The organism is Sphingobium sp. Leaf26 (genome assembly GCF_001421665.1).
Taxonomy (GTDB): Bacteria; Pseudomonadota; Alphaproteobacteria; order Sphingomonadales; family Sphingomonadaceae; genus Sphingobium.
In genome coordinates, this window is the sequence record NZ_LMKV01000033.1 from 80,193 (window position 1) to 101,446 (window position 21,254).

The window sequence follows — 21,254 nt, forward strand, 5'->3', positions numbered from 1 at the left end:
CGACGGCCCTGTGATGCGTCGATTGCAATTATGTTACAATGCACCCACAGGACTGTCACATTCCTCTCCCGCCCCACCCGCTCAGGCTTCGGGACACCCCGCCTTTGATGATAATTTATTGAAGTTTAATGACAATTTGTCAGCGAGCGGCATCAGTTTAACACTGGTGCAATTTTGCAACGCAGCAGGAATTTTTGTGCAGCGCACACAGACGCAATAAAAAAGGGCCGGCAATTGCTGCCGGCCCCTGATTTTATACGGGTAGAAAGGGGGTTAAATCAGGCCGCGTCCTCGGCCCGCTTTTCCTTTTCGCTGAACACCCGAATCGGTTCCTTGGTGCCGGCGACGACGTCCTTGTCGACCACCACTTCGCCGACGCCCTGCATCGAGGGGAGGTCGAACATGGTGTCGAGCAGGATCGCTTCCAGAATGGAACGCAGGCCGCGGGCACCGGTCTTGCGCTCGATCGCCTTCTTCGCGATCGCGGTCAGGGCGTCGTCGGTGAAGCTGAGTTCGACATTCTCCATGTCGAACAGCTTGCCATATTGCTTGACCAGCGCGTTCTTCGGCTCGACCAGGATCTTGACCAACGCGGTCACGTCCAGATCCTCCAGCGTCGCGATGACGGGCAGACGACCGACAAATTCGGGGATCAGGCCAAATTTGAGCAGATCTTCCGGCTCGCTCTGACGCAGCAACTCGCCGGTCCTGCGCTCTTCGGGGGCCGCGACATGAGCGCCGAAACCGATCGACTTGGCTTCCAGACGGTCGCCGATGATCTTTTCGAGGCCCGCGAACGCACCGCCGCAGATGAACAGGATGTTGGTCGTGTCGACCTGAAGGAATTCCTGCTGCGGATGCTTGCGGCCGCCCTGCGGCGGAACGGAGGCGGTGGTGCCTTCCATCAGCTTGAGCAACGCCTGCTGCACGCCCTCGCCCGATACGTCGCGGGTGATCGACGGGTTTTCGGCCTTGCGGCTGATCTTGTCGATTTCGTCGATATAGACGATGCCGCGCTGTGCCTTCTCGACATTATAGTCGGACGCCTGGAGCAGCTTGAGAATGATATTCTCGACATCCTCACCGACATAGCCGGCTTCGGTCAGCGTGGTCGCGTCGGCCATGGTGAAGGGCACGTCGAACGTCTTCGCCAGCGTCTGCGCCAGCAAGGTCTTGCCGCAGCCGGTCGGGCCGACGAGCAGGATGTTCGACTTGGCCAGTTCCACCTCACCGGGCTTGGAGCCGTGGTTGAGACGCTTGTAATGGTTATGGACGGCGACCGACAGGACGCGCTTTGCGCGCTTCTGGCCGATCACATAATCGTCGAGGACATCGCAGATTTCCTGCGGGGTCGGCACGCCGCCATCCTTCTTGCCGACGAGACCGCCCTTGGTCTCCTCGCGGATGATGTCGTTGCACAGTTCCACGCATTCGTCGCAGATGAACACGGTCGGTCCTGCGATCAGCTTGCGCACTTCATGCTGCGACTTCCCGCAGAAGGAGCAGTACAATGTGCTTTTCGAATCCGAACCGGTAAGCTTAGTCATTCGCCATTCTCTCTTCCCCCCCGGTTTACAGTCACCAGAACCGCATTCGGTGAGGGATTTTCTGGTCCAAAGGCCATTCTAGACCGCGGCACGCCCGTTCCACAAGGGGTGAAAGTGACGCGCCGGGGTAAAGATTGTCTTTAAGCCTCGTTAGGATCGACCGCGACCGGACGACGATCGAACACTTCGTCGACGAGGCCAAAGGCCTTGGCCTCGTCCGCTTCGAGGAAGGTATCGCGGTCCATCGCCTTTTCGACCGCTTCCAGCGTCTGGCCGGTATATTTGACGTACAGGTCGTTCAGGCGACGGCGGATGCGCAGGATTTCCTTCGCCTGAATCTCGATATCCGACGCCATGCCCTGCGCGCCACCCGATGGCTGATGCACCATGATGCGGGCGTTGGCGAGGGCGATACGCTTGCCCGGCTCACCGGCGGCGAGCAGGAAACTGCCCATCGAAGCGGCCTGACCGATGCAGACGGTGCCGACCTGCGGACGGATATATTTCATCGTGTCATGGATCGCCATGCCGGCCGTCACCACGCCGCCGGGCGAGTTGATGTACATCCAGATGTCCTTCTTCGGATTTTCCGATTCGAGGAACAGCAACTGGGCGACGATCAGCGAGGCCATATGATCCTCGACCTGGCCGGTGACGAAGATGATCCGCTCACGCAGCAGCCGCGAAAAAATGTCGAAGCTGCGCTCGCCACGGTTCGACTGTTCGATGACGATGGGAACCAGCGCGGCCATGGGATCGGACATGATATCGGTCATTTTGCTCTTTCAGGATGGTTGCTTTTGCCCAGCCCCTACATCGGGACAAAAGGCGAATGGTTCAAGGGGGAACGGCAGTCCCCCGCCCTTTCAGTCGCGACGGGCGTAGTCGGACGGCGCGCGGAAGGCGAGATAGGCAAGGCGGCGCACTTCACGGCGACCGCGCACGACCGTATCGAGGATGAGGCCGCACATGGCGGACAGGGTCGCCAGGATCATGACGCCGGTGACGAGGATCGCCGTCGGAAAACGCGGGACGAGACCGGTGTCGAGATAGGTGACGATCAGCGGTGCCGCCAGGCCCAGCGCGAGCGCGGCAAGGAAGGCCGCGATGATGCCGAAGAAGAGGATCGGCCGCTCTATGCGATAGAGGGTGATGATCGTGCGGAGGATACGGAAACCGTCGCGATAGGTGCTGAGCTTGCTCACCGATCCTTCGGGACGGGCGCCATAGGCGGTCATGACTTCCGATACGGGCATGGCGAGTTCGAGCGCGTGGACGCTGATTTCCGTCTCGATCTCGAAACCGGCAGACAGGACCGGGAAGCTCTTGACGAAGCGGCGGGAAAAGACGCGGTAACCTGACAGGATATCGGTGAAGCTGCGGCCGAACAACTGCTTGAGCAAGCTGGTCAGCGCCCAATTGCCGAAGCGGTGCCCGCGGCGATAGGCTTCCTCCACCTCCGACTTGCGGGCACCCACGACCATGTCGAGATTATCCTCCAGCATGGCGGCGATCATCTGCGGCGCGGCGGCGGCCTCATAGGTCGCGTCGCCATCCGCCATGATGTAGATATCGGCATCGACGTCGGCGAACATGCGGCGCACGACATGGCCCTTGCCCTGCTGCGTCACGCGGCGGACGATGGCCCCTGCCCCGGCCGCCAGTTCGCGGCTGCCGTCGGTGCTGTTGTTATCGAAGACATAGATGTCGGCGGCGGGCAGCGCGCGGCGAAAATCCTCCACCGTCTGCACGATCGCGCCGGCTTCATTATAGCAGGGCAGGATGACCGCGACGCGCGGTGTCGCGACGGCCGTTTCGCTATTCACTGCGGGAAATTCCTTCATCGCCTCTCACGCCCTGCCTGATCGTCCGGACGGCATGGCGCATCATCCTTAATATTTCATCTGCCATGGCGCGCCATCAATGAAAAGCGCCCGCGCTTCCCACGGAAGCCGGGCGCTCATCATGTCGGCAAGGACGGGCTTATTCGGCCTTGGCGGCAGCCTTCTTGGGAGCAGCCTTCTTCTTGGGCTTCTCTTCTGCGGCAGCGTCTTCGGCGACAGCGTCGTCCTTCTTGGCAGCAGCCTTCTTCGGCGCGGCCTTCTTGGGTGCTACGTCTTCGGCGGTTTCTTCGGCCTTCACCTCGTCAACGGCTTCTTCAGCCTTCTTCTTGGGTGCAGCCTTCTTCGCCTTGGGCTTTTCGTCATGATGGTCATGACCGCAGTCGGGGCCGTGGACGTGGGGCTTCAGATCGCCATCTTCGGCTTCGATCGCGGCTTCCAGTTCCTCACGGCTGACGGCACGATCGGTGACTTCCGCCTTTTCGAACAGGAAGTCGACGACCTTGTCCTCATAGAGGGGCGCGCGCAGTTGGGCGGCCGCCATCGGGTCCTGGCGGACATACTGGACGAAACGCTCGCGGTCCTGCGGGCCGTACTGCTGCGCAGCCTGCATGATCAGGCGGTTCATTTCCTGATCGTTGACGATGACGCCATTGGCCTGGCCGATTTCCGAGAGGAGCAGGCCGAGGCGGACGCGACGCACGGCGATCGCGCGATAATCCTCCTTTTCCGCTTCCATTTCGGCGATCGCGGCGGCCGGATCTTCCTCATGGGTCGCTTCATGCTGAAGCTGCTGCCAGATCTGGTCGAATTCTGCTTCCACCATGCTGGGCGGCACGTCGAAATCATGGGCGGCGGCGAGCTGGTCGAGCAGCTTGCGCTTCATGTGGGTGCGGGTCAGGCCGTTATGCTCCTGCTCGATCTGGCCCTTGAGCAGCTCCTTGAGCTTGTCCAGACCTTCCAGCCCCAGCGACTTGGCAAATTCTTCGTCAACCTTGGGCTTGTCGGCGTTCAGGATCGACTGGACGGTGACGTCGAAGGTCGCTTCCTTGCCCGCCAGATGCTCGGCGCCATAATCTTCGGGGAAGGTGACGGTAATCGTCTTTTCTTCGCCCTTCTTCACGCCGGTGAGCTGTTCTTCGAAGCCGGGGATGAACTGTCCGGCACCGATCTTGAGGTTCACGCCTTCGGCCGAACCGCCTTCGAACGCTTCACCATCGACCTTGCCGACGAAATCGATCTTCAGCGTGTCGCCGTCCTTCGCCTTGTGGCTGGCGGCGTGCTCTTCGAGCGCGCCCTGCTGGCTGGCGATGCGGCCGGCGGCCTCATCGACCTGCGCGTCCGCGACCTCTACGGTCAGGCGCTCCAGCTTCAGACCATCGACGCTGGGCGCCGCGATTTCGGGCAGCACTTCCAGCGCGACCTTGATTTCGGCGTCCTTGCCGAATTCGAAGCCTTCGTCCAGTTCGACGGAGGGCTGCATCGCAGGACGCAGCTTCTGGTCGGCGATCAGCTTCTGGATGCTTTCCTGGATGCTGTTGTTCAGGGCGTCGCGCTGAAGCGATTCACCGTGCATCTTCTTCACAAGGTTGGCAGGCACCTTGCCGGCGCGGAAGCCGGGCATGCGCACTTGCGGTGCGATAGCCTGCACTTCCTTATCGACACGGGCGTCGATGTCCTTCGACGTGATGGTTACGGTGTAGGCGCGCTTAAGGCCCTCGTTCAACGTCTCGACAGTCTGCATCTCTTCTCTCAAACGCTTTCTTCAGCTGAATTTCGGTGGCGTCGCCGCAGGCGGCGTCTGGTGCGGGCGAAGGGACTCGAACCCCCACATCATACGATACCAGAACCTAAATCTGGCGCGTCTACCAGTTTCGCCACGCCCGCATCGGTCGCCGGTCGGCGCGGCATAGAGAAAAGCGCGGTAAGAGGCAAGCTATAGTGGCATGCCCCATTGGAACCGCGATGCTGCCCGAACGTAGGTCCGTTGCATTACAAAGGAGAGACAGACATGGCCACCCGCCCGGACAGCAATCCCGACGGCCTTCCCCCGCCCGACCGGATCGAACCGCAATCGCCCGACGAGATGCCCCCGCCCAACACGCCGACCGAGGCGCCAATGACGGAGCCGGATGAAATCAGCCCCGTCGGCCCGGATTATGACCAGCCCGACAGCGCCCCGGTGGAACTGCCGCCGCCGCCCGATTGAGGCGCGTGGTCGGATCGGCAAAGGATTGCGAAGACATATGTGTGCGCTAGCGGCAACATATCCACAATTAATTTGCGATCGCGGGAACCATTTTGGTCGTTTGCCGAAAAATGCCCCTTCGACGGCTGGACAGGCCCCTGCAACCATGATTGAAATATGTCATCGAGAAGACAGAAAGATAAAAATTGGAGAGGCGCGGCTGACAAAATAAGGGGGTCATCGTGCATAGGGTTCGCGCTAAACTAGACTGGTTCAAGACGGTCATCCTGCCGCAGGAAGCAGCCCTTCGTGGTCGCCTCCGCAGAATATTGCCATCCACCCATGAATTGGAGGATATGGTCGCAGAGGTTTTGGCCCGCGCCTATGCCACGGAAAATTGGGAGAATGTGACGACAGGTCGCGCCTATCTGTTCACCATCGCCCGCAACCTCGTCATCGACACGGCGCGGCGTAACAAGGTGGTGAGTTTCGAAACCATCGCCGATCTGGAATTGCTGGGCGGCGAGAATAATATCGAAGCACAACTGCACGCCCGCGAAGCATTGCGCCAGGTCGAGGCGATCGTCGAGTCGCTGCCGACCCAATGCCGCCGCGTATTCATTTTGCGCCGCATCCACGAAAAATCGATGCTGGAGATAGCGGAGGAAATGTCCCTATCCGTTTCTACTGTTGAAAAACATCTGGCCAAAGCCATCGCGATAGTTATGCGGGCCTGGGCAGAACGTGAGGAAACGGACTTCGAGCGTGCAGGCGTCGGGACCAGGTTCGAACAGCGGCGACAGGGACGCGATAGAGGCACAGGCCGCATGCCTGCTAGCCCGGCTTAACAGCGCCCCCAGTCCGCAAGACGAAGCAGATATCTGCGCCTGGGTCGAAAGCGACCCGCGCCACGCCGTAGCTTTCGCCCATGCCGAAGCCGCATGGGAAGCCGCCGAGCGGCTGAAGAGCGCCGCCGCCGACATCACGCTGCCGCCCATGGCCGTGATCGTCAGCGAGGAACAGCAGCGCCGCCTGTCGCGCAACATCATGATCGCCGCCGCCGTCGCGGTACTTTTCTTCATCGTCGCCGCGATCGTCACCGTGCGCACGTTCAGCGGCATCGACCGCTATCAGACCGACATTGGCGAATTGCGCGACATCGCGCTGGACGACGGGTCCGTCCTGCACCTCAACAGCGACAGCGAGGCGGAGGTCCGCTTCACCGCCAACGGCCGCAAGGTGCGGATCATCAGGGGCGAAGCGTCCTTCGATGTCGCCCATGACCAGAAGCGCCCCTTCGACGTCGAGGCCCGGTCGGCAGTGATCCGGGCGGTCGGCACTGCGTTCAACGTACGGATGCGCCCGTCGATCGTCGAACTGACGGTGACCCAAGGCGCGGTGACGGTCCATTCGGGCGGCAGCACGGCGCAGAAGGTCGCGGCCGGCAGCGGTGCCGTGATCCAGCCGCGCACCATCGCCCTCACCCGTCTTGGTTCCAAGCTGATCGACCAGCGCACCGCCTGGCGCGAGCAGATGGTCGAGCTGGACGGCGAAACGATCGAGCAGGCGGCCGGAGAGTTCAATCGCTATCGCGCGACGCCGATCCTGATCGGCGATTCGCGCGTGTCGGCGCTGCGCATCGGCGGGCGCTTCCGTATCAACGACAGCCGGGAATTCCTGTCGGCGCTGCAACTGAGCCTGCCGATCCGCGCGGTTCATGGCGAAGATGGATCGGTGATGCTGCTCTATCGCGACGACGAACCGGCAGCGCTGGCGGCCAACTGAGGCATCCTACATCGCATTGTCGGCAGCGTTGAGCGCGTCGTCCAGGGTTTCGGGTAGAGGCGGCTGGACCGGCCGATCGCAGCCTTCCTCCTTCATATGGGCGCGCAGCGCGTCCATGCGGCCGAGATTCCAGCGTGCGAGCGGCACACCGAGCGGGCGGAATTCGGCCCGGTCGAACAGTTCGACCACATAGGATTTGCACAGGTCGTCCACCTGATCGAGCGAGAGCATGCCAAGGTTCATGACCATCGGCTTGCCCGGCACGCCATCGCGTCCGCGCACCAGATCGGTGACGTAGAGGCCGCCGCGCGGGTCCACCAGCACGACGTCCGCCTCGCTCGAATCGATGAGGCGATGGCTGGCGGCATAGGGCGCCACGAAGACATGGGTGCGCCACACGAGGAAACCGCTGGCCAGCGCGGTGATCGCCACGCCGATGATCAGCGGGCGCATCGCCCCCTGCGGCCGGAAACGCGCCCAGCCAAGGCCGGCGAGCAGGCAGAAGGGACCGATGAAGCCATGGGCGTAGCGGAAACCCCAGCCATAGCCCTGCGCCAGTGCCAACAGGCAGCCGGCAACGCAGCCCAGCGCCAGCGGCAGCGCGATTTCGTGCCCACGGATCATCGCCCGCCAGCGCATCCCGGCGATGCCCAGCGCGGCCAGCGGGACCATCAGTATGTTGTTCCAGGCCATGTAGCGGGTCAGGTTGACCAGCGGTTGCCAGCGATCGCCGAGGCGCTGGAACAGGCTGCCCACCTTGTCCGCCACGCCGGCCGAAGGGCGCACGTCGATAGGAGCACCCAGCGCGTGCATCAGGAAGCCGGGCCAGATCTTTGCCCAGATGACGACGATCGCCACAAGGGTCAGCACATGGAAAGCCGCGACCGCCCAGCGCCGGGCCAGCAGCATCCACAGGATGAAAGGCGCGATGAAGATGGGCGGGAAATGCCATTGGTGCAGGCCGGCCGCGATGAGGGCGACCACGCCGGCGCTCAGATGCCCGACCAGACCGCCGCGCAGGACCAGCGCCAGCCACACCATGTTCAGCGCGAAATGGCCGGTCATGGCATAGGGGGTCATGGCCGTGACCCAGAGCTGGCTGGACGAGACGCCCAGCAGCACCGTCACCCAGACAGCGTCAGGGCGATCGGGCATCAGGTGCAGCGCCACTCGCCACAGCGCGAACAATCCCGCCATCAGCAGCACCGGGCCGGCCAGATTGGGGTCGCCCAATTGCCAGAAAAGTGCCTGAATGGCGCTGTTCACTGGCAGATAGGCCGCCGTCCAATAATCCGCCGCGCCGAAGGGCGAGAAAAATTCGGGCATGATCGCGCGGCGATAGGGTTCCCATTCCATCGGGATCGGCCGTGCGAACAGCCCTTCGCGCATATAGGCTGCGGCGAAGCGGGCGACCTCTTCATCCCGGCTGATCGCATAGTCCTGAAACAGTGCATAATGGCCGGCCCAGGCGGCCAGTCCGAGCAGGACGATGAGCGGCACGACGATGCGCGCGGTCGGCCGGGGGAACGCAAAGCCCCTCCCTTCCGCCCAGGGTGCGGCCAGCGCGAGCAGCAGGAGCGACCCCAGCAGCGCGGGGAAATCCTGATCCAGCAGCAGGGTGACGGCCAGGCTGACGCCCTGCCGATAGGTGACGTGCCAGAGGAAGGTCGCGCCCAGCCACAGCGCCAGCCCGATCGCACCCGCCAGAAACAGGCGGCGCGCGCTGACGAAGCTGGCCCTGTCGTCCATGGTCAAGCCCCGACCAGCGTCCGGTTGACGAAGATGCCGTCCATTTCGACCAGCAGGGGGAAATGCCCCTTGTTATTGGCGAAGAAGGCGGAGGGAGCGAAGCCGCGCGCGTCCAGCCAGTCGATCATCGCGCGATAGCCGGTGCCGCCTTCGTAGATGGGCCGCACGCCCAATTCCGTCTGGACGCCGAGCATGTCGGTCATGACCGCACCCGCGCCTTCGCAGACGGAAAGGTCGTGGCCCTGCGTGTCCATCTTGAGGAAAGGCCGCGCAAAGCCGTGCTGCGCCACCAGTTCAGGTAGCAGCGTGTCGAGACGGCGGCACTGCATCTCCACCGTCTTCGTCACCCTGTTGCGATCGGCGAAGATGGCGTCCTGCTCGCCGGATGGCTTTTTCAGGGAGCTGAACTGGTCGGCGGCCATGATGTTGAAGCTGGCGGTGCCGTCGAAATCGGACAGGGCCATGTTGAACACATGCCAATCGCGATCGGACGCGGCGGCCTTCTGCAATTGCGCGAACACGTCCGGGTTCGGCTCGAAGGACAGGATCAAGCCCCTATAGCCCGCCTCCTTGCGCAGCATCATCGCATATTGGCCGCGATTGGCGCCGACGTCGAACAGGCAGTCCACCGCGACGGCCGAGAGGAAGCGCTTGAGCGCCTGAATTTCGGGATATTGATGGATGCGGCCGGCCAGCGCGAGGCGCAGGGCGAGTTTGCGATCGGCGAGTTCGCGCAGATAGCGGTTCATGCGCGTGCGGCCAGTACGGTTTCATAAATGCCGATGGTCGCCACCGCCATATCCTTCCAACTTCCCATTGCCTGTCCATAGGCGCGTGCCCGCGCCCCGTGGCTCTGCCTGATGGCCGCGCTTTCGATCAGCGGCAAGAGGGCTTGGGCCAGCGCGGGCGCATTTCCCGCTCGCGCCCTGACCGCGACACCATCCGGCAATTGGCCGAACATGCCAGCGTCGGACGTCACCATCGCCTTGCCATGGTGGAGCGCGGACAGGAAAGCGCCGCTCGAATCGATGTGCCGGTAGGGAAAGACGATCATGTCGGCGCGGGCCATATGAGCGTCGAGCCGGGGTTCGGTGAGGAAGCCGAAGTCGGTGACGAGCCGGTCGGCAAAGCCGGCCTGCACGACGGCCTCAGTCAAGGGCGCGACGTCCATGAAGGGCTTGCCGGCCAGCACCAGTTCGAAGGGGTGGCCCGCGCGCCAGAGTTGGAGACAGGCTTCGATCAGGATATCGACGCCCTTATATGGGCGGATCGTGCCGAAGAAGAGCAGGCGCGGGACGGACGCTGCCGGGACGGCGGCGAGGTCGGCGGGCGTCGCGGGGGCGAGGCGCATGGGCGGGTGCGGGGCCACATGAATGCGGGCAGGGTCGACGCCCTGCCCCGTCAGCGCCGCGCGGGTGGTGTCGCCATGCACGACCAGCGCGTCGAACATGTCCAGCAGTGCGCGATAGCCGCGCCCCTGCAAACCGGCATCGGCATGATAGGCGTCGGCATTATGGACGGTGTGGACCAGCGCCGTGCGCCCATTCAATCGCTTCAGCATGAGGCAATCGGCGGGTGCGAGCGGGAGCCACTGGACATGGACCACATCGGCCCGTGTGAGCGGCGCGATGTCACCCAGAGCGCAGGTCAGGCCATATTCCGCCGCCTTGGCGAGACGGAAGACGCGCCCCTCCCCCAGCCGCGCGCGCAAGGCTTCGCTGTGACGGAAATAATGCGGGCGGTAGGTGTAGGATTGCGGCACGATCGCGTCGGTATCGCGCATCGGGCGGCCGAGCAGGGTGACGTCCGCGCCCTCCCCCGCCAGAGCCGCGCAGAGGCTGTCGTCATAGCGCCCGGTGAAGAGCGAGGGATCGACCATCGCGACCTTCATACCCGCACCAGCCGACGTAGGGACAGGAGATGCAACAGGGCTACGCCGAGCAAGGTCAAAGCGTAGAGGCCAAGGAACGCGACATCGAACCGGGCCGGCCAGAGCAGGAGGGCAAGCGGCGCGCTGGCCAGCGATCCGGCAAGGAAGGGCAGCGAGCGGGCGAGCAGTTCGCCGAAACGCCCCAACGCCGCCTGCACATAGACGGACACGCTGAGCAGGGTCAGCGCCGCCAGTGCGAGGAGGATGAGCAGAATATCCGCGCGGTCGATCGTAGCGCGAGCGTCGAACAGGATGGCGAAAAGCCTGTCGCCTGCCAGCAGCAGCAGGGCGGACAGGCCGATGGCGAACAGCATGGCCGCCATCAGCGCGCGGCCGAGCAACTGGCGCAGGCGGGCCGTGTCGCCGGCGTGGAAAGCGCGGGTGATGCGGGGCAAGGCGGCCTCCACCGTGGCGCGGACCAGCATGGAAAGGGCACGCGACATCTTGAAGAAGAAATCGAAGACCAGCATCGGCCGGGCGTCGCTGGTCGCCAGCGCTATCGTGAAATAGGGGGCGTTATAGGCGATGATGTCGGAGACGGTGAAAGCCGCCGACGAACCGATGTCGCGCAGATAATGGGCGCGGACATGCCCGCCGCCGACGCGGAAGGCCAGCCAATGGCGGCGCGTCATGGCGAGGCGGCGATGGACATGCACGATCGCATAGCCGGTCACGCCAACGCTGACCGCCAGTTGCAGTGCCACCGACAGGCGCGGGTCGAGGCCCGCCAGCATCGCGAGCAAAAGGCCGATGGTCACGACGCGGCGGGCGCAGTCCAGCCCTTCCCACAGGAAATTGCCATCCACCGCCGCCAATGCCCGCTTAGCGAGCAAGGCCGGAAGGTTAAGGCAGGCGGACAGGAAGAAAAGCAGGAAGAGCAAGGGCATGCCGGTGGTAAGCCAGCCGCCCACCAGCGCGACCAGCAGGATCGCCGTGGGGCCGACTACCAGCAGGCCGAGGAAGAGGAACAGGACGCCCATTTCCTCCAGCCGGAAACCGCCGTCCCGCTCCGCCTCTTCCTCCCCGCCAAGCCAGTGCCGACGCAACCGCGCATAGATGATACTGGTCAGGCCGAATTCCGCCGAGATGGTGAAATTGCCGAAAGCGACCAGAAGCAGAAAGGCCTGAAACTCCGCGATCGGCAGCACCCGCACGAAGACGAAGGTGACGGCGAAGCCCCAGATCAGCACCAATCCGACATTGGCGAGCTTCACCAAAGCCAGGAAGCGGGCCGAGCCTTCCAGCCGCGCCAGGCGGCTCACCGTGCGGACTCTCCGCCCGGCTTGCGCGCGCGGAACAGCCGGTCGTCCAGCGCGTGGAAATGACGGGTCGCGACGTCGATCGATCCGGCGTCTATCTCCTCCAGATCGAAACCGGCGGCGCGGATGCGATCGGCGAAATCGAGCCCATATTGGCGCACATGATCCCACTGGCCGAAGCGGCGCTCGCGCTCACGCGGCGGGATGTCGAAGCTGCCATCCTCGGTCGGCTTGTCCCATAATGGCACGATCAGCCAGGCTTCACCGCCGGGCTTGAGCGCGCGATGGATGTTGCGCAGCACGGCCATGTCGTCGGGCACATGCTCCATCACATGGCTGGCATAGAAGAGGTCGTAGCGGTTGCTGTCGGCCAGTTCCATCAGGTCGACGCAGTGCATGTGGGGCACAGCATAGCGAGCAGGATCAAGGTCCGCCGGCACATAATCGGCGGCGGCGGAGAAGCGCCTGACGAGGCTGCCCTCATTGGGCGCCATGTGCAGGATCGCGCCGGCCGTCGGCACCGTCAGCGTTCCATGCTGGATCAGCCAGTTCATCAGCCGTTCGCGTGGCGAGGCGCCGCAAGCCGGGCAGCCCCATTCGGCATTGTCGCCATAGCGGAAGAAACCGACGACGGCGCTGCCGCAAGCCGGGCAACTGCGCGTCGGGCGCGCGCCCAAAGCCTTGCGCAGCTTCAGCGCAGTCTTGGTCAGATGCTTGCCGGCGGCCTTGGCCACCCGCTGGACAGTAATCACTGATTGCTCCGCGCAGGGATGTTGAAAGGCCGCGCTATACTATAAGCACCGGCCAATGCGAGAGGGTTTCGGGCGAGAGGGTTTCGGGCGAGAGGGTTTCGGGATCAGGCCAGCAACGCGCGCACCAGGTCCGGCACAAGCTGGCTGGCCGGGCCAAGCCGCGTCTCATCAAAATAGAGGCTGCCGGCGGACGGATCGAGATTGAGTTCCAGCGTACGGGCGCCGACATGGCGGGCGGTCTGGACGAAGCCGGCGGCGGGATAGACCGCACCGGAGGTACCGATCGACACGAACAGGTCAGCGTCGCGCACGGCGGCGTCGATGCGATCCATTTCATAAGGCATTTCGCCGAAGAAGACGATGTCGGGGCGCAGGCGCGGCTCGCCGCAGCCGGTGCAGGCGCTGCCGGGCGGGAGGGCATCCGCCCACGCCACCGCCTTGCCGCAGGCGGCACAGAGGGCGGATTTGAGTTCGCCGTGCATGTGGATCAACCGCTTCGCCCCAGCCCGCTCATGCAGATCATCGACATTCTGCGTCACGATCAAAAGGTCGCCCGGCCACGCGGCATCGAGCGCGGCCAGCGCCTGATGCGCGGCATTGGGCTGCACCTCCGCCAGCTTCGCGCGCCGCTCATCATAGAAGCGATGCACCAGCGCCTTATCGCGCGCCAATGCTTCGGGGGTGCAGACATCCTCGACCCGGTGCCCCTCCCACAGGCCATCCGGGCCGCGGAAGGTGGCGAGGCCGGATTCGGCGGAAATGCCTGCGCCGGTGAGGATGACGATGTTCTGGATGTCGCTACGCATGATAAGACTATTAGGAGGCTAGCGCTGCCGCGCCAAGGCGGAGGGATGACAAAGCCGCGCCGCTCTGGCATCGGCGGCGTCCTGACGGATATGAGATGAGGCGGGACATGACGACGATCGGCATTTTCGGAGCAGCGGGCCGGATGGGACGCGCGATCGCGCAGGTTGCGGCGGACACGGGGCTGGGCCTGGCCGGCGGCACCGATCGCGATCCGAGCGGCGAGATTGCGCCGGGCATCGCCATGACCGCCGATCCGCTGGCGCTGGCCGAAGCGAGCAAGGTGCTGATCGACTTTTCCGTGCCGGGCGCGCTGTCCGCGCATCTGGACGCCTGCATCGCAGCAAAGAAGCCGATCGTCATCGGCACCACCGGGCTGGAGCCAGTGCATCATGCCCTGATCGACGAGGCGGCGGCGCATATTCCGGTGTTGCAGACGGGCAATACGTCGCTGGGCGTCAACCTGCTCGCCGCGCTGGTGGAGAAGGCGGCGGCGGGTCTGGGCGACGACTGGGATATCGAGATTGTCGAGATGCACCACCGGCACAAGGTCGATGCGCCGTCCGGCACGGCGCTGATGCTGGGCGAAGCGGCTGCGCGCGGGCGAGGCATTCCGCTGGCCGACCATAGCGATCGTGGCCGCGACGGCATCACCGGCGTCCGGAAGCCGGGCGACATCGGCTTCGTCGCTCTGCGCGGCGGATCGGTTGCGGGCGACCATCAGGTCATCTTCGCCACCGAAGGCGAGCGGATCGAGATCGGCCATCGCGCCGAGAACCGCACCATCTTCGCGCGCGGCGCGGTGAAGGCGGCGCGCTGGCTGGTCGGGCAGCCGGCGGGGCGGTACGACATGAAGGGCGTGCTGGGCCTGTAAATGAACAAGGCGCAAATCTTCGACTTTTTCAGCCGTCTGGCCGAAGCCAATCCGGCGCCGGTGACGGAGCTGGAATATGGCAATGCCTACCAGTTGCTGGTTGCGGTCACCCTGTCCGCGCAGGCGACCGATGTGGGCGTGAACAAGGCGACGCGCGCGCTGTTCCGCGAGGTGACGACGCCGCAGCAGATGGTCGATCTGGGCGAAGAAGGTTTGAAGCAGCACATCAGGACGATCGGGCTGTTCAATACCAAAGCCAAGAATGTCATTGGCTTGTCGGAGATTTTGGTGCGCGATTTTGGCGGCGAAGTGCCGGAGGATCGTGACACGCTGACCACCCTGCCCGGCGTGGGACGCAAGACCGCCAATGTGGTGGTGAACACCGCCTTCGGGCAGGAGACTTTTGCGGTCGACACCCATATCTTTCGCGTCGGCAATCGCACAGGGCTGGCGCCGGGCAAGACGGTGCTGGCGGTCGAGGACAAGCTGGAGAAGCGGGTGCCCGGCCCGTTCCGGCGCGACGCGCATCACTGGCTGATCCTGCATGGCCGCTATGTGTGCAAGGCGCGCAAGCCTGAATGCTGGCGCTGCATCGTCAGCGACCTGTGCCGGTTCAAGCCCAAGACGCCGGCGCCGAAGACTGCGTTACCCAAGGCAGCCTGATCAAGGACGCGGCGTTTTCGCGCGGTTCATGACAAAAGCGTTAGAGAAGACGGATAGTCCCGCATCGCGCCGTCGATTCGACGTGATATGAGGAGAGAAGCCATGTCCGTCCGTTTCGCCAAATTCATTCTATGTGCCGCATTGACCAGCATCGCCCTGCCCGCGCTCGCCAAGGAAAAGCCAGATCCCTATGTGCCGGCCAGTGGCGCGGCCCTGGACTGCGTTCAGATCCGGTCGATCCGGTCCACCAATGTGCGCGACGACCGGACCATCGATTTCATCATGAACGGCAACAAGGTCTATCGGAACAGCCTGCCCAACAGTTGCCCCAGCCTGGGCTTCGAGAAGCGGTTCCTCTACAAGACCAGCCTGTCGCAGCTTTGCTCGGTCGACATCATCACCGTGCTGTGGAACGCCGGCCCCGGATTGCAGCCGGGGGCCAGTTGCGGCCTTGGCAAGTTCCAGCCGATGGAGAAGGCGGCGAAATAAGATGGGCTGAGGTGATTTTGACGCTGGCGCAGGGGCAAGGACTTTGCTACCCGCCCCTCCTGACCAGCGTCATGCACCCATAGCTCAGCTGGATAGAGCGTTGCCCTCCGAAGGCAAAGGCCAGTGGTTCGAATCCACTTGGGTGCACCATTTTTCAATGGCTTGACGAATTTTCTTCAAATTTCTTGTCAAAGCAGCCGGCCATGGCTTTGTTCGTGATCGAGCAGCCAGCGCTTTACCTCGACGCCACCGGCAAAGCCGGTCAGCGCGCCGTTGGTGCCGACGACGCGGTGGCAGGGTGCGATGATCGAGATGGGATTGCGGCCATTGGCGGCGCCGACCGCGCGGCTGGCGGTCGGATGGCCGATGGCGCGGGCGATATCGCCATAGCTGCGTGTTTCACCGAAAGGGATGGCGCACAGGGCCACCCAGACCTTTTGCTGGAAATCGGTGCCGCGAAAATCGAGCGGCACGGTGAATTGCTGCAAGTCTCCAGCAAAATAGGCCGTCAGTTGATGCCCCGTCTGCGCCAGTATCGGGTGATCGGCGCGCCTTTCCCGTTCGCCAAGGCGAACGCGGGCGGGATCGTCATCCTCCCAGAGGATCGCCATCAGCCCCGCATCACTGGCGATCAGGGTCAGGTCGCCGACCGGCGAGGGGAAAAGGGTTTCGACGAGGGGCATATGAAAATCTCCGCTACCTGCCCTATGGCCGATAGCGGAGATTATATGCCGGCGCTTCCCCCGGCTTGCTTTCAAAGTCGGCGGATCGCCTATTTCAGGCCGCCGCCCATCGCCCGGTAGAGTTCGACCATGTTGGTCGCGCGGGTCAGGCGCGTGGCGACCAGGCTCTGTTCGGCGCTGTAGAGCGAGCGCTGCGAATCCAGCGTCGTCAGGAAGCTGTCCACCCCGGCGCGGAAGCGGGCGTTGGACAAGGTGTAGGCCACCCGTGCGCTGTCCCGCTGCGACATCTGCGCCTCGACCTGTTGCGTCATCGTGCCGCGACGGGCGAGCGCATCGGCCACTTCACGGAAGCCGGTCTGCACGCTCTTTTCATAAGTGGCGAGCATCGCGTCGTACGTCGCCTTGGCATAACGCAGATTGCCCTTGTTCCGGCCGAAATCGAAGATCGGCAGGGTTGCGCCGGGCGCGACCGACCATGTGTCGCTGCCCGACTTGAACAGGCCCGACAGGCCGAGACTGACCGTGCCCAGCGCCGCCGTCAGCGAAACGGTCGGGAAGAAAGCCGCCCGCGCTGCGCCGATATTGGCGTTGGCGGCCAGCAGATTATGCTCGGCCGATGCGATGTCGGGACGACGCAGCAGCACGTCGGACGATATGTCCGCCGGCAGATTGTCGAGCGTGGCGTCATTCTGGGCCAGTGCGTCCGGCAGGTCCGATGCCGGGACAGTGGTTCCGACCAGCAGGTTGAGCGCATTCTGATCCTGGGCCACCAGCGTCGTGGCAGCCGCGATGTCCGACCGGGCGCTGTCATAGCTGGTCTGCGCCTGACGCACTTCCAATTCGGACGCGATGCCCTTGTCGAAGCGAGCCTTGTTCAGTTCCAACGTCTTGCCAAACGCCTTTTCAGTATCGCTGGCGATACGCAGCCGTTCCTGATCCGCCGCCATGGTGAGCCAGGCATTGGCGGTCTCCGCGATCAGCGCCGTCTGCGCCGCATTGCGGGTTTCGACGCTGGCGAAATATTGTTCCTGCGCCGCCTTCGTCAAGTTGCGCACCCGACCGAACAGGTCAATTTCCCAAGAGGAAATGCCCAGTTGCGCCTGATAGACATCGGTGTTGAGCCGCTGGCTCTGGCCGAACTGGACGAGCGGCTGTTCCGAATAGGTGGCCGTGCCAGTGCCCGCCACGGTGGGGAGCAGGTCGGCACGCTGCACCTTATATTGCGCCCGCGCCTGCTCGACATTGGCGAGCGCAATGCGCAGGTCGCGATTATTGGCGAGCGCGGTTTCGATGACGCGAGCCAGGCGCGCGTCGGTGAAGAAGTCGCGCCAGGCCGTGTCGGCCGGGACGATCGCCGCCCCTGCCCCGCCATTGGCGGCATAAGCGTCGCCCTGGGGCGTGCCGACCGGAACCGGGAGTTCCGGCCGCACATATTTGGGCGCCATGTCGCAGGCGGCCAGCGCCAGCGAAAGGGTGATGGCGCCGAGCGCTTTGATGTTGCGCTTCATGTTCAAGCCTCCTGCGGCGCGGGCGGAGTATCCGTCTCGCCTGCCGCCTCATCATGGTTCTTATGTTCGCGGAACAGCCGCTTCACGACAGTGAAGAAGACGGGGACGAAGAAGACCGCCAGCACCGTCGCCGACAACATGCCGCCGACGACCGCCCAGCCGATCGCATTCTGACCACCTGCGCCCGCCCCGGTCGATACCGCCAGCGGCAGCACGCCGAAGATGAAGGCGAAGCTGGTCATCAGGATGGGCCGCAGACGCAGCTTGCCCGCTTCCAGTGCCGCCTTGGCCGGCGACATGCCTTCGCGCATCTTCTCTTCGGCGAATTCCACGATCAGGATCGCGTTCTTCGCCGACACACCGATCGTCGTGATGAGGCCGACCTGAAGGTAGATGTCGTTGTTGAGGCCTGCCAATGTTGCGGCGATGACCGCACCCAGCACGCCCAATGGCACCACGAGCATGACCGCGATCGGTACCGACCAGCTTTCATACAGCGCGGCAAGGCAGAGGAAGACGATCAGCATCGAGAGCGCATAGACATAGGAGGACTGGCCGCCCGACGTCTGCTCTTCATAGGAAATGCCATTCCAGCTGAAGCCGACACCGGCCGGCAGCTTGGCCGCATATTCCTCCATCGCCTTCATCGCGGTGCCGCTCGACACGCCCGGCGCAGGCGCACCCTGGATGTTCATCGACGGTACGCCGTTGAACCGTTCCAGACGGGCCGGCCCCTGTATCCACTCTGTGGTGGAGAAGGCGGACAGAGGCGCCATCGTGCCGCTGCTGCCGCGGACATGATAGGCGCCGATCGCTTCGGGCGTCATGCGGAACGGCGCTTCGGCCTGCACATAGACGCGCTTCACACGATCGCGGTCGATGAAGTCGTTGATGTAGGCGCCACCCAGATTGGTGCTGATCGTGTCGTTGACGTCGGACTGGGCGATGCCCAATGCGCCCGCCGCCGCCTGATCGACGTTCAGCTTCAATTGCGGCGTATCTTCCAGACCATTGGGACGAACCTGCGCCAGGCGCTTGTCGGCCATCGCCATGCCGAGCAACTGGTTGCGCGCCGCCAGCAGCTTTTCATGACCCAGATTGCCCTGATCGAGCAGTTGGAAGTCGAAACCGGACGCATTGCCCAGTTCCTGCACCGCCGGCGGCACGAAGGCGAAGGCCATGCCCGCCGAAATCTTCTGGAACGCCATGTTGGCGCGCAGCGCGATGGCCGGGACATGATTGTCCGCGCCCTTGCGATGCTCCCAGTCCTTCATGCGGACGAAGACGATGCCGACATTCTGACCCTGCCCCACGAAGCCGAAGCCGGCGACGGTGAAGACGGCGGACACATTGGCCTTTTCATCGATCAGATAATGATCGCGCATCTTGGCCAGCGTGCGTTCGGTTTCCTCCTGCGTAGCGCCGGCAGGCAAGGACACCTGGTTGATGATGATGCCCTGATCTTCGTCGGGCAGGAAGCCGCTGGGCAGGCGCAGGAAAACAAGCACCATGCCGACCACGATCAGGCCATAGACCAGTATGGTCCGGCCCCAGCGATGTTCGACCTTTTCCACGCCACGACCATAGCGCACCACGCCCTTGTCGAAGGTGCGGTTGAACCAGTCGAAGAAACGGCCGAAGATCGAACCGATCGGTCCGTTCCAGCTATGACCGTGCGAGGCTGGTTTCAGGATGGTGGCGCAGAGCGCGGGCGTCAGGATCAGTGCCACCAGCACCGACAGGACCATCGAGGAGACGATCGTGATCGAGAACTGGCGGAAGATGACGCCCGTGGACCCGCCGAAGAAGGCCATGGGCAGGAACACCGCCGAGAGCACGAGGCCGATGCCGATCAGCGCGCCGCTGATTTCGTCCATCGACTTGCGGGCGGCTTCGCGGGGGCTGAGCCCTTCATCCTGAATGAGGCGTTCGACATTTTCCACCACGACGATGGCGTCATCGACCAGCAGGCCGATCGCCAGCACCATGCCGAACAGGGTCAGCGTATTGATGGTGAAGCCAGCGACGCTGAGGATCGCGAGCGAACCCAGCAGCACCACCGGCACCGCGATGGTCGGGATCAGCGTGGCGCGCCAGTTCTGGAGGAACAGGAACATCACGACGAAGACCAGCAGCACGGCTTCGAACAGGGTATGGATGACCTGTTCCACCGACAGCTTCACGAAGGTCGAGTTGTCGACCGGGAAGTCATATTTCACCCAACTCGGGAAATTCTTCGACAACTGGTCGACGCGGTCCTTCACGGACTGAACCGTGTCGAGCGCATTGGCACCGGGCGCCAGCTTGACGCCGAAGCCGGAGGCGGGATGGCCGTTGAATTTCACGCCGAAGCCGTAGGTTTCCGCACCCAGTTCGACCTTGGCGACGTCGGACATCAGCACGACCGAACCGTCGCTGTTGCTGCGCAGGCGGATGTTGCGGAACTCCTCCGGCGTGCGCAGGCGCGACTGGGCGGTGACCGTGGCGTTGAGCGCCTGCCCCTTGGGCGAGGGCGACCCACCGATCTGGCCGGCCGACACCTGGGCATTCTGCGCCGTGATCGCCGATTTGACGTCGCCGGTGGTGACGCCCAGATTGGCCATCTTGTACGGGTCGAGCCAGATGCGCATCGCATATTGCGAGCCGAACAACTGGGTATCGCCGACGCCGGTCACGCGGCTCAGCGGATCTTGCAGGCTGGACGCGATGAAGTCGCTCGCATCTTCCTGATCATGGATGCCGTCATCGGAATAGACGGCCATGATGAGGAGGAAGCTGGAGGTCGACTTGCCGACGCGCAGACCCTGTTGCTGCACTTCCTGCGGCAACAATGGCGTCGCTTGCGACAGCTTGTTCTGGACCTGGACCTGCGCAATGTCGGGGTCGGTGCCCTGCTCGAAAGTCAGGGTGATGTTCAGCGTGCCCGACCCGTCGCTGGTGGACGAGAAATAGCGCAGATTGTCGATGCCCTTGAGCTGCTGCTCGATGATCTGCGTCGTCGTGCTTTCCAGCGTCTGAGCGTTCGCGCCGGGATAGGTTGTCTGGATCGTCACGGCGGGCGGCGCGATTTCCGGGAACTGCGCAACCGGAAGCGACCGGAGCGAGAGCAAACCGGCCAGCATGATGACGACGGCGATGACCCACGCAAAGATGGGTCGGTCGATAAAATAGCGGGCCATGGC

19 protein-coding genes and 2 tRNA genes are annotated in these 21,254 nt (G+C 63.7%); 7 read left to right on the forward strand and 14 right to left on the reverse strand.

The features are described 5' to 3' along the window. Positions 1 to 278: 278 nt before the first annotated feature. The 5 genes from clpX to ASE85_RS21715 all read right to left on the reverse strand — a co-directional run bounded on the left by clpX (position 279) and on the right by ASE85_RS21715 (position 5,275). A complete protein-coding gene (gene clpX / locus ASE85_RS21695; RefSeq protein WP_056693897.1) occupies positions 279 to 1,547 on the reverse strand; it encodes an ATP-dependent Clp protease ATP-binding subunit ClpX in 1,269 nt (422 codons plus the stop codon). Between the two features lie 140 nt (positions 1,548 to 1,687). Beyond that, on the reverse strand, positions 1,688 to 2,323 hold the full coding sequence (clpP, locus tag ASE85_RS21700; RefSeq protein ID WP_056693901.1) for an ATP-dependent Clp endopeptidase proteolytic subunit ClpP: 636 nt from the start codon (positions 2,321 to 2,323) through the stop codon (positions 1,688 to 1,690). 90 nt (positions 2,324 to 2,413) lie between these two features. Beyond that, positions 2,414 to 3,391 carry a glycosyltransferase family 2 protein gene (locus tag ASE85_RS21705; protein ID WP_056693903.1) on the reverse strand — a complete coding sequence of 326 codons (978 nt, stop codon included), beginning with the start codon at positions 3,389 to 3,391 and terminating at the stop codon, positions 2,414 to 2,416. Between the two features lie 139 nt (positions 3,392 to 3,530). After that, a complete protein-coding gene (gene tig / locus ASE85_RS21710) occupies positions 3,531 to 5,132 on the reverse strand; it encodes a trigger factor (RefSeq protein WP_056693906.1) in 1,602 nt (533 codons plus the stop codon). A 58-nt stretch (positions 5,133 to 5,190) separates the two neighbouring features. Then, positions 5,191 to 5,275, reverse strand: a tRNA-Leu gene (locus tag ASE85_RS21715). A 124-nt stretch (positions 5,276 to 5,399) separates the two neighbouring features. On the opposite strand from ASE85_RS21715, the gene ASE85_RS21720 reads away from it, so the two are divergent. From ASE85_RS21720 to ASE85_RS21730, 3 genes are all read left to right on the forward strand, one after another. Further along, positions 5,400 to 5,597 (forward strand): hypothetical protein, encoded by a 198-nt coding sequence (locus tag ASE85_RS21720; RefSeq protein ID WP_056693909.1) that lies wholly within the window; start codon positions 5,400 to 5,402, stop codon positions 5,595 to 5,597. Between the two features lie 221 nt (positions 5,598 to 5,818). Further along, complete coding sequence (locus ASE85_RS21725; protein ID WP_056693913.1) at positions 5,819 to 6,424, forward strand: RNA polymerase sigma factor; 606 nt, start codon at positions 5,819 to 5,821, stop codon at positions 6,422 to 6,424. After that, the gene (locus ASE85_RS21730; protein ID WP_056693915.1) at positions 6,342 to 7,361 is read left to right on the forward strand and encodes a FecR family protein; all 1,020 of its coding nucleotides are present in this window, start codon (positions 6,342 to 6,344) and stop codon (positions 7,359 to 7,361) included. Before ASE85_RS21725 ends, ASE85_RS21730 begins: the two co-directional genes overlap by 83 nt. Before the next feature lie 6 nt (positions 7,362 to 7,367). On the opposite strand, the gene ASE85_RS21735 is transcribed toward ASE85_RS21730, so the two are convergent. The 6 genes from ASE85_RS21735 to ASE85_RS21760 all read right to left on the reverse strand — a co-directional run bounded on the left by ASE85_RS21735 (position 7,368) and on the right by ASE85_RS21760 (position 13,857). Next, complete coding sequence (locus ASE85_RS21735; protein ID WP_056693919.1) at positions 7,368 to 9,110, reverse strand: hypothetical protein; 1,743 nt, start codon at positions 9,108 to 9,110, stop codon at positions 7,368 to 7,370. Between the two features lie 2 nt (positions 9,111 to 9,112). After that, entirely contained in the window at positions 9,113 to 9,859 is a 747-nt protein-coding gene (locus ASE85_RS21740) for an FkbM family methyltransferase (RefSeq protein WP_056693922.1), read from the reverse strand. After that, positions 9,856 to 11,001: a glycosyltransferase family 4 protein gene (locus tag ASE85_RS21745; RefSeq protein ID WP_056693925.1), complete on the reverse strand. Its 1,146-nt coding sequence runs from the start codon at positions 10,999 to 11,001 to the stop codon at positions 9,856 to 9,858. The genes ASE85_RS21740 and ASE85_RS21745 overlap by 4 nt, the downstream gene beginning before the upstream one ends. Beyond that, complete coding sequence (locus ASE85_RS21750) at positions 10,998 to 12,302, reverse strand: hypothetical protein (RefSeq protein WP_200928431.1); 1,305 nt, start codon at positions 12,300 to 12,302, stop codon at positions 10,998 to 11,000. The genes ASE85_RS21745 and ASE85_RS21750 overlap by 4 nt, the downstream gene beginning before the upstream one ends. After that, on the reverse strand, positions 12,299 to 13,051 hold the full coding sequence (locus tag ASE85_RS21755; RefSeq protein WP_056693928.1) for a methyltransferase domain-containing protein: 753 nt from the start codon (positions 13,049 to 13,051) through the stop codon (positions 12,299 to 12,301). Before ASE85_RS21755 ends, ASE85_RS21750 begins: the two co-directional genes overlap by 4 nt. A 104-nt stretch (positions 13,052 to 13,155) precedes the next feature. Continuing rightward, complete coding sequence (locus ASE85_RS21760) at positions 13,156 to 13,857, reverse strand: NAD-dependent deacylase (protein WP_056693931.1); 702 nt, start codon at positions 13,855 to 13,857, stop codon at positions 13,156 to 13,158. Positions 13,858 to 13,964: 107 nt separating this feature from the next. Between ASE85_RS21760 and dapB the strand changes: the two genes are divergently transcribed. From dapB to ASE85_RS21780, 4 genes are all read left to right on the forward strand, one after another. After that, positions 13,965 to 14,729 carry a 4-hydroxy-tetrahydrodipicolinate reductase gene (dapB, locus tag ASE85_RS21765; RefSeq protein WP_056693935.1) on the forward strand — a complete coding sequence of 255 codons (765 nt, stop codon included), beginning with the start codon at positions 13,965 to 13,967 and terminating at the stop codon, positions 14,727 to 14,729. Further along, entirely contained in the window at positions 14,730 to 15,392 is a 663-nt protein-coding gene (nth, locus tag ASE85_RS21770; protein WP_056693937.1) for an endonuclease III, read from the forward strand. Between the two features lie 102 nt (positions 15,393 to 15,494). Further along, on the forward strand, positions 15,495 to 15,881 hold the full coding sequence (locus ASE85_RS21775) for a hypothetical protein (RefSeq protein ID WP_056693940.1): 387 nt from the start codon (positions 15,495 to 15,497) through the stop codon (positions 15,879 to 15,881). Between the two features lie 73 nt (positions 15,882 to 15,954). Further along, positions 15,955 to 16,031, forward strand: a tRNA-Arg gene (locus ASE85_RS21780). A gap of 38 nt (positions 16,032 to 16,069) precedes the next feature. Here the strand turns inward: ASE85_RS21780 and ASE85_RS21785 are convergent. The 3 genes from ASE85_RS21785 to ASE85_RS21795 all read right to left on the reverse strand — a co-directional run bounded on the left by ASE85_RS21785 (position 16,070) and on the right by ASE85_RS21795 (position 21,251). After that, positions 16,070 to 16,564, reverse strand: a complete 495-nt coding sequence (locus tag ASE85_RS21785) for a methylated-DNA--[protein]-cysteine S-methyltransferase (protein ID WP_056693945.1) — start codon at positions 16,562 to 16,564, stop codon at positions 16,070 to 16,072. 89 nt (positions 16,565 to 16,653) lie between these two features. After that, complete coding sequence (locus tag ASE85_RS21790) at positions 16,654 to 18,072, reverse strand: efflux transporter outer membrane subunit (protein WP_056693950.1); 1,419 nt, start codon at positions 18,070 to 18,072, stop codon at positions 16,654 to 16,656. Positions 18,073 to 18,074: 2 nt separating this feature from the next. After that, positions 18,075 to 21,251, reverse strand: coding sequence for an efflux RND transporter permease subunit (locus tag ASE85_RS21795; RefSeq protein ID WP_056693953.1), 3,177 nt, complete (start codon positions 21,249 to 21,251; stop codon positions 18,075 to 18,077). Positions 21,252 to 21,254: the final 3 nt, after the last annotated feature.

Bases quoted from the DNA above. Each gene is read 5' to 3' on its own strand.
- ASE85_RS21795 (WP_056693953.1), bottom strand. From the start codon at position 21,251: ATGGCCCGCTATTTTATCGACCGACCCATCTTTGCGTGGGTCATCGCC.
- tig (WP_056693906.1), bottom strand. From the start codon at position 5,132: ATGCAGACTGTCGAGACGTTGAACGAGGGCCTTAAGCGCGCCTACACC.
- ASE85_RS21790 (WP_056693950.1), bottom strand. From the start codon at position 18,072: ATGAAGCGCAACATCAAAGCGCTCGGCGCCATCACCCTTTCGCTGGCG.
- ASE85_RS21735 (WP_056693919.1), bottom strand. From the start codon at position 9,110: ATGGACGACAGGGCCAGCTTCGTCAGCGCGCGCCGCCTGTTTCTGGCG.
- ASE85_RS21775 (WP_056693940.1), top strand. From the start codon at position 15,495: ATGTCCGTCCGTTTCGCCAAATTCATTCTATGTGCCGCATTGACCAGC.
- ASE85_RS21720 (WP_056693909.1), top strand. From the start codon at position 5,400: ATGGCCACCCGCCCGGACAGCAATCCCGACGGCCTTCCCCCGCCCGAC.
- ASE85_RS21760 (WP_056693931.1), bottom strand. From the start codon at position 13,857: ATGCGTAGCGACATCCAGAACATCGTCATCCTCACCGGCGCAGGCATT.
- clpX (WP_056693897.1), bottom strand. From the start codon at position 1,547: ATGACTAAGCTTACCGGTTCGGATTCGAAAAGCACATTGTACTGCTCC.
- ASE85_RS21745 (WP_056693925.1), bottom strand. From the start codon at position 11,001: ATGAAGGTCGCGATGGTCGATCCCTCGCTCTTCACCGGGCGCTATGAC.
- nth (WP_056693937.1), top strand. From the start codon at position 14,730: ATGAACAAGGCGCAAATCTTCGACTTTTTCAGCCGTCTGGCCGAAGCC.
- dapB (WP_056693935.1), top strand. From the start codon at position 13,965: ATGACGACGATCGGCATTTTCGGAGCAGCGGGCCGGATGGGACGCGCG.
- ASE85_RS21705 (WP_056693903.1), bottom strand. From the start codon at position 3,391: ATGAAGGAATTTCCCGCAGTGAATAGCGAAACGGCCGTCGCGACACCG.
- ASE85_RS21785 (WP_056693945.1), bottom strand. From the start codon at position 16,564: ATGCCCCTCGTCGAAACCCTTTTCCCCTCGCCGGTCGGCGACCTGACC.
- clpP (WP_056693901.1), bottom strand. From the start codon at position 2,323: ATGACCGATATCATGTCCGATCCCATGGCCGCGCTGGTTCCCATCGTC.
- ASE85_RS21740 (WP_056693922.1), bottom strand. From the start codon at position 9,859: ATGAACCGCTATCTGCGCGAACTCGCCGATCGCAAACTCGCCCTGCGC.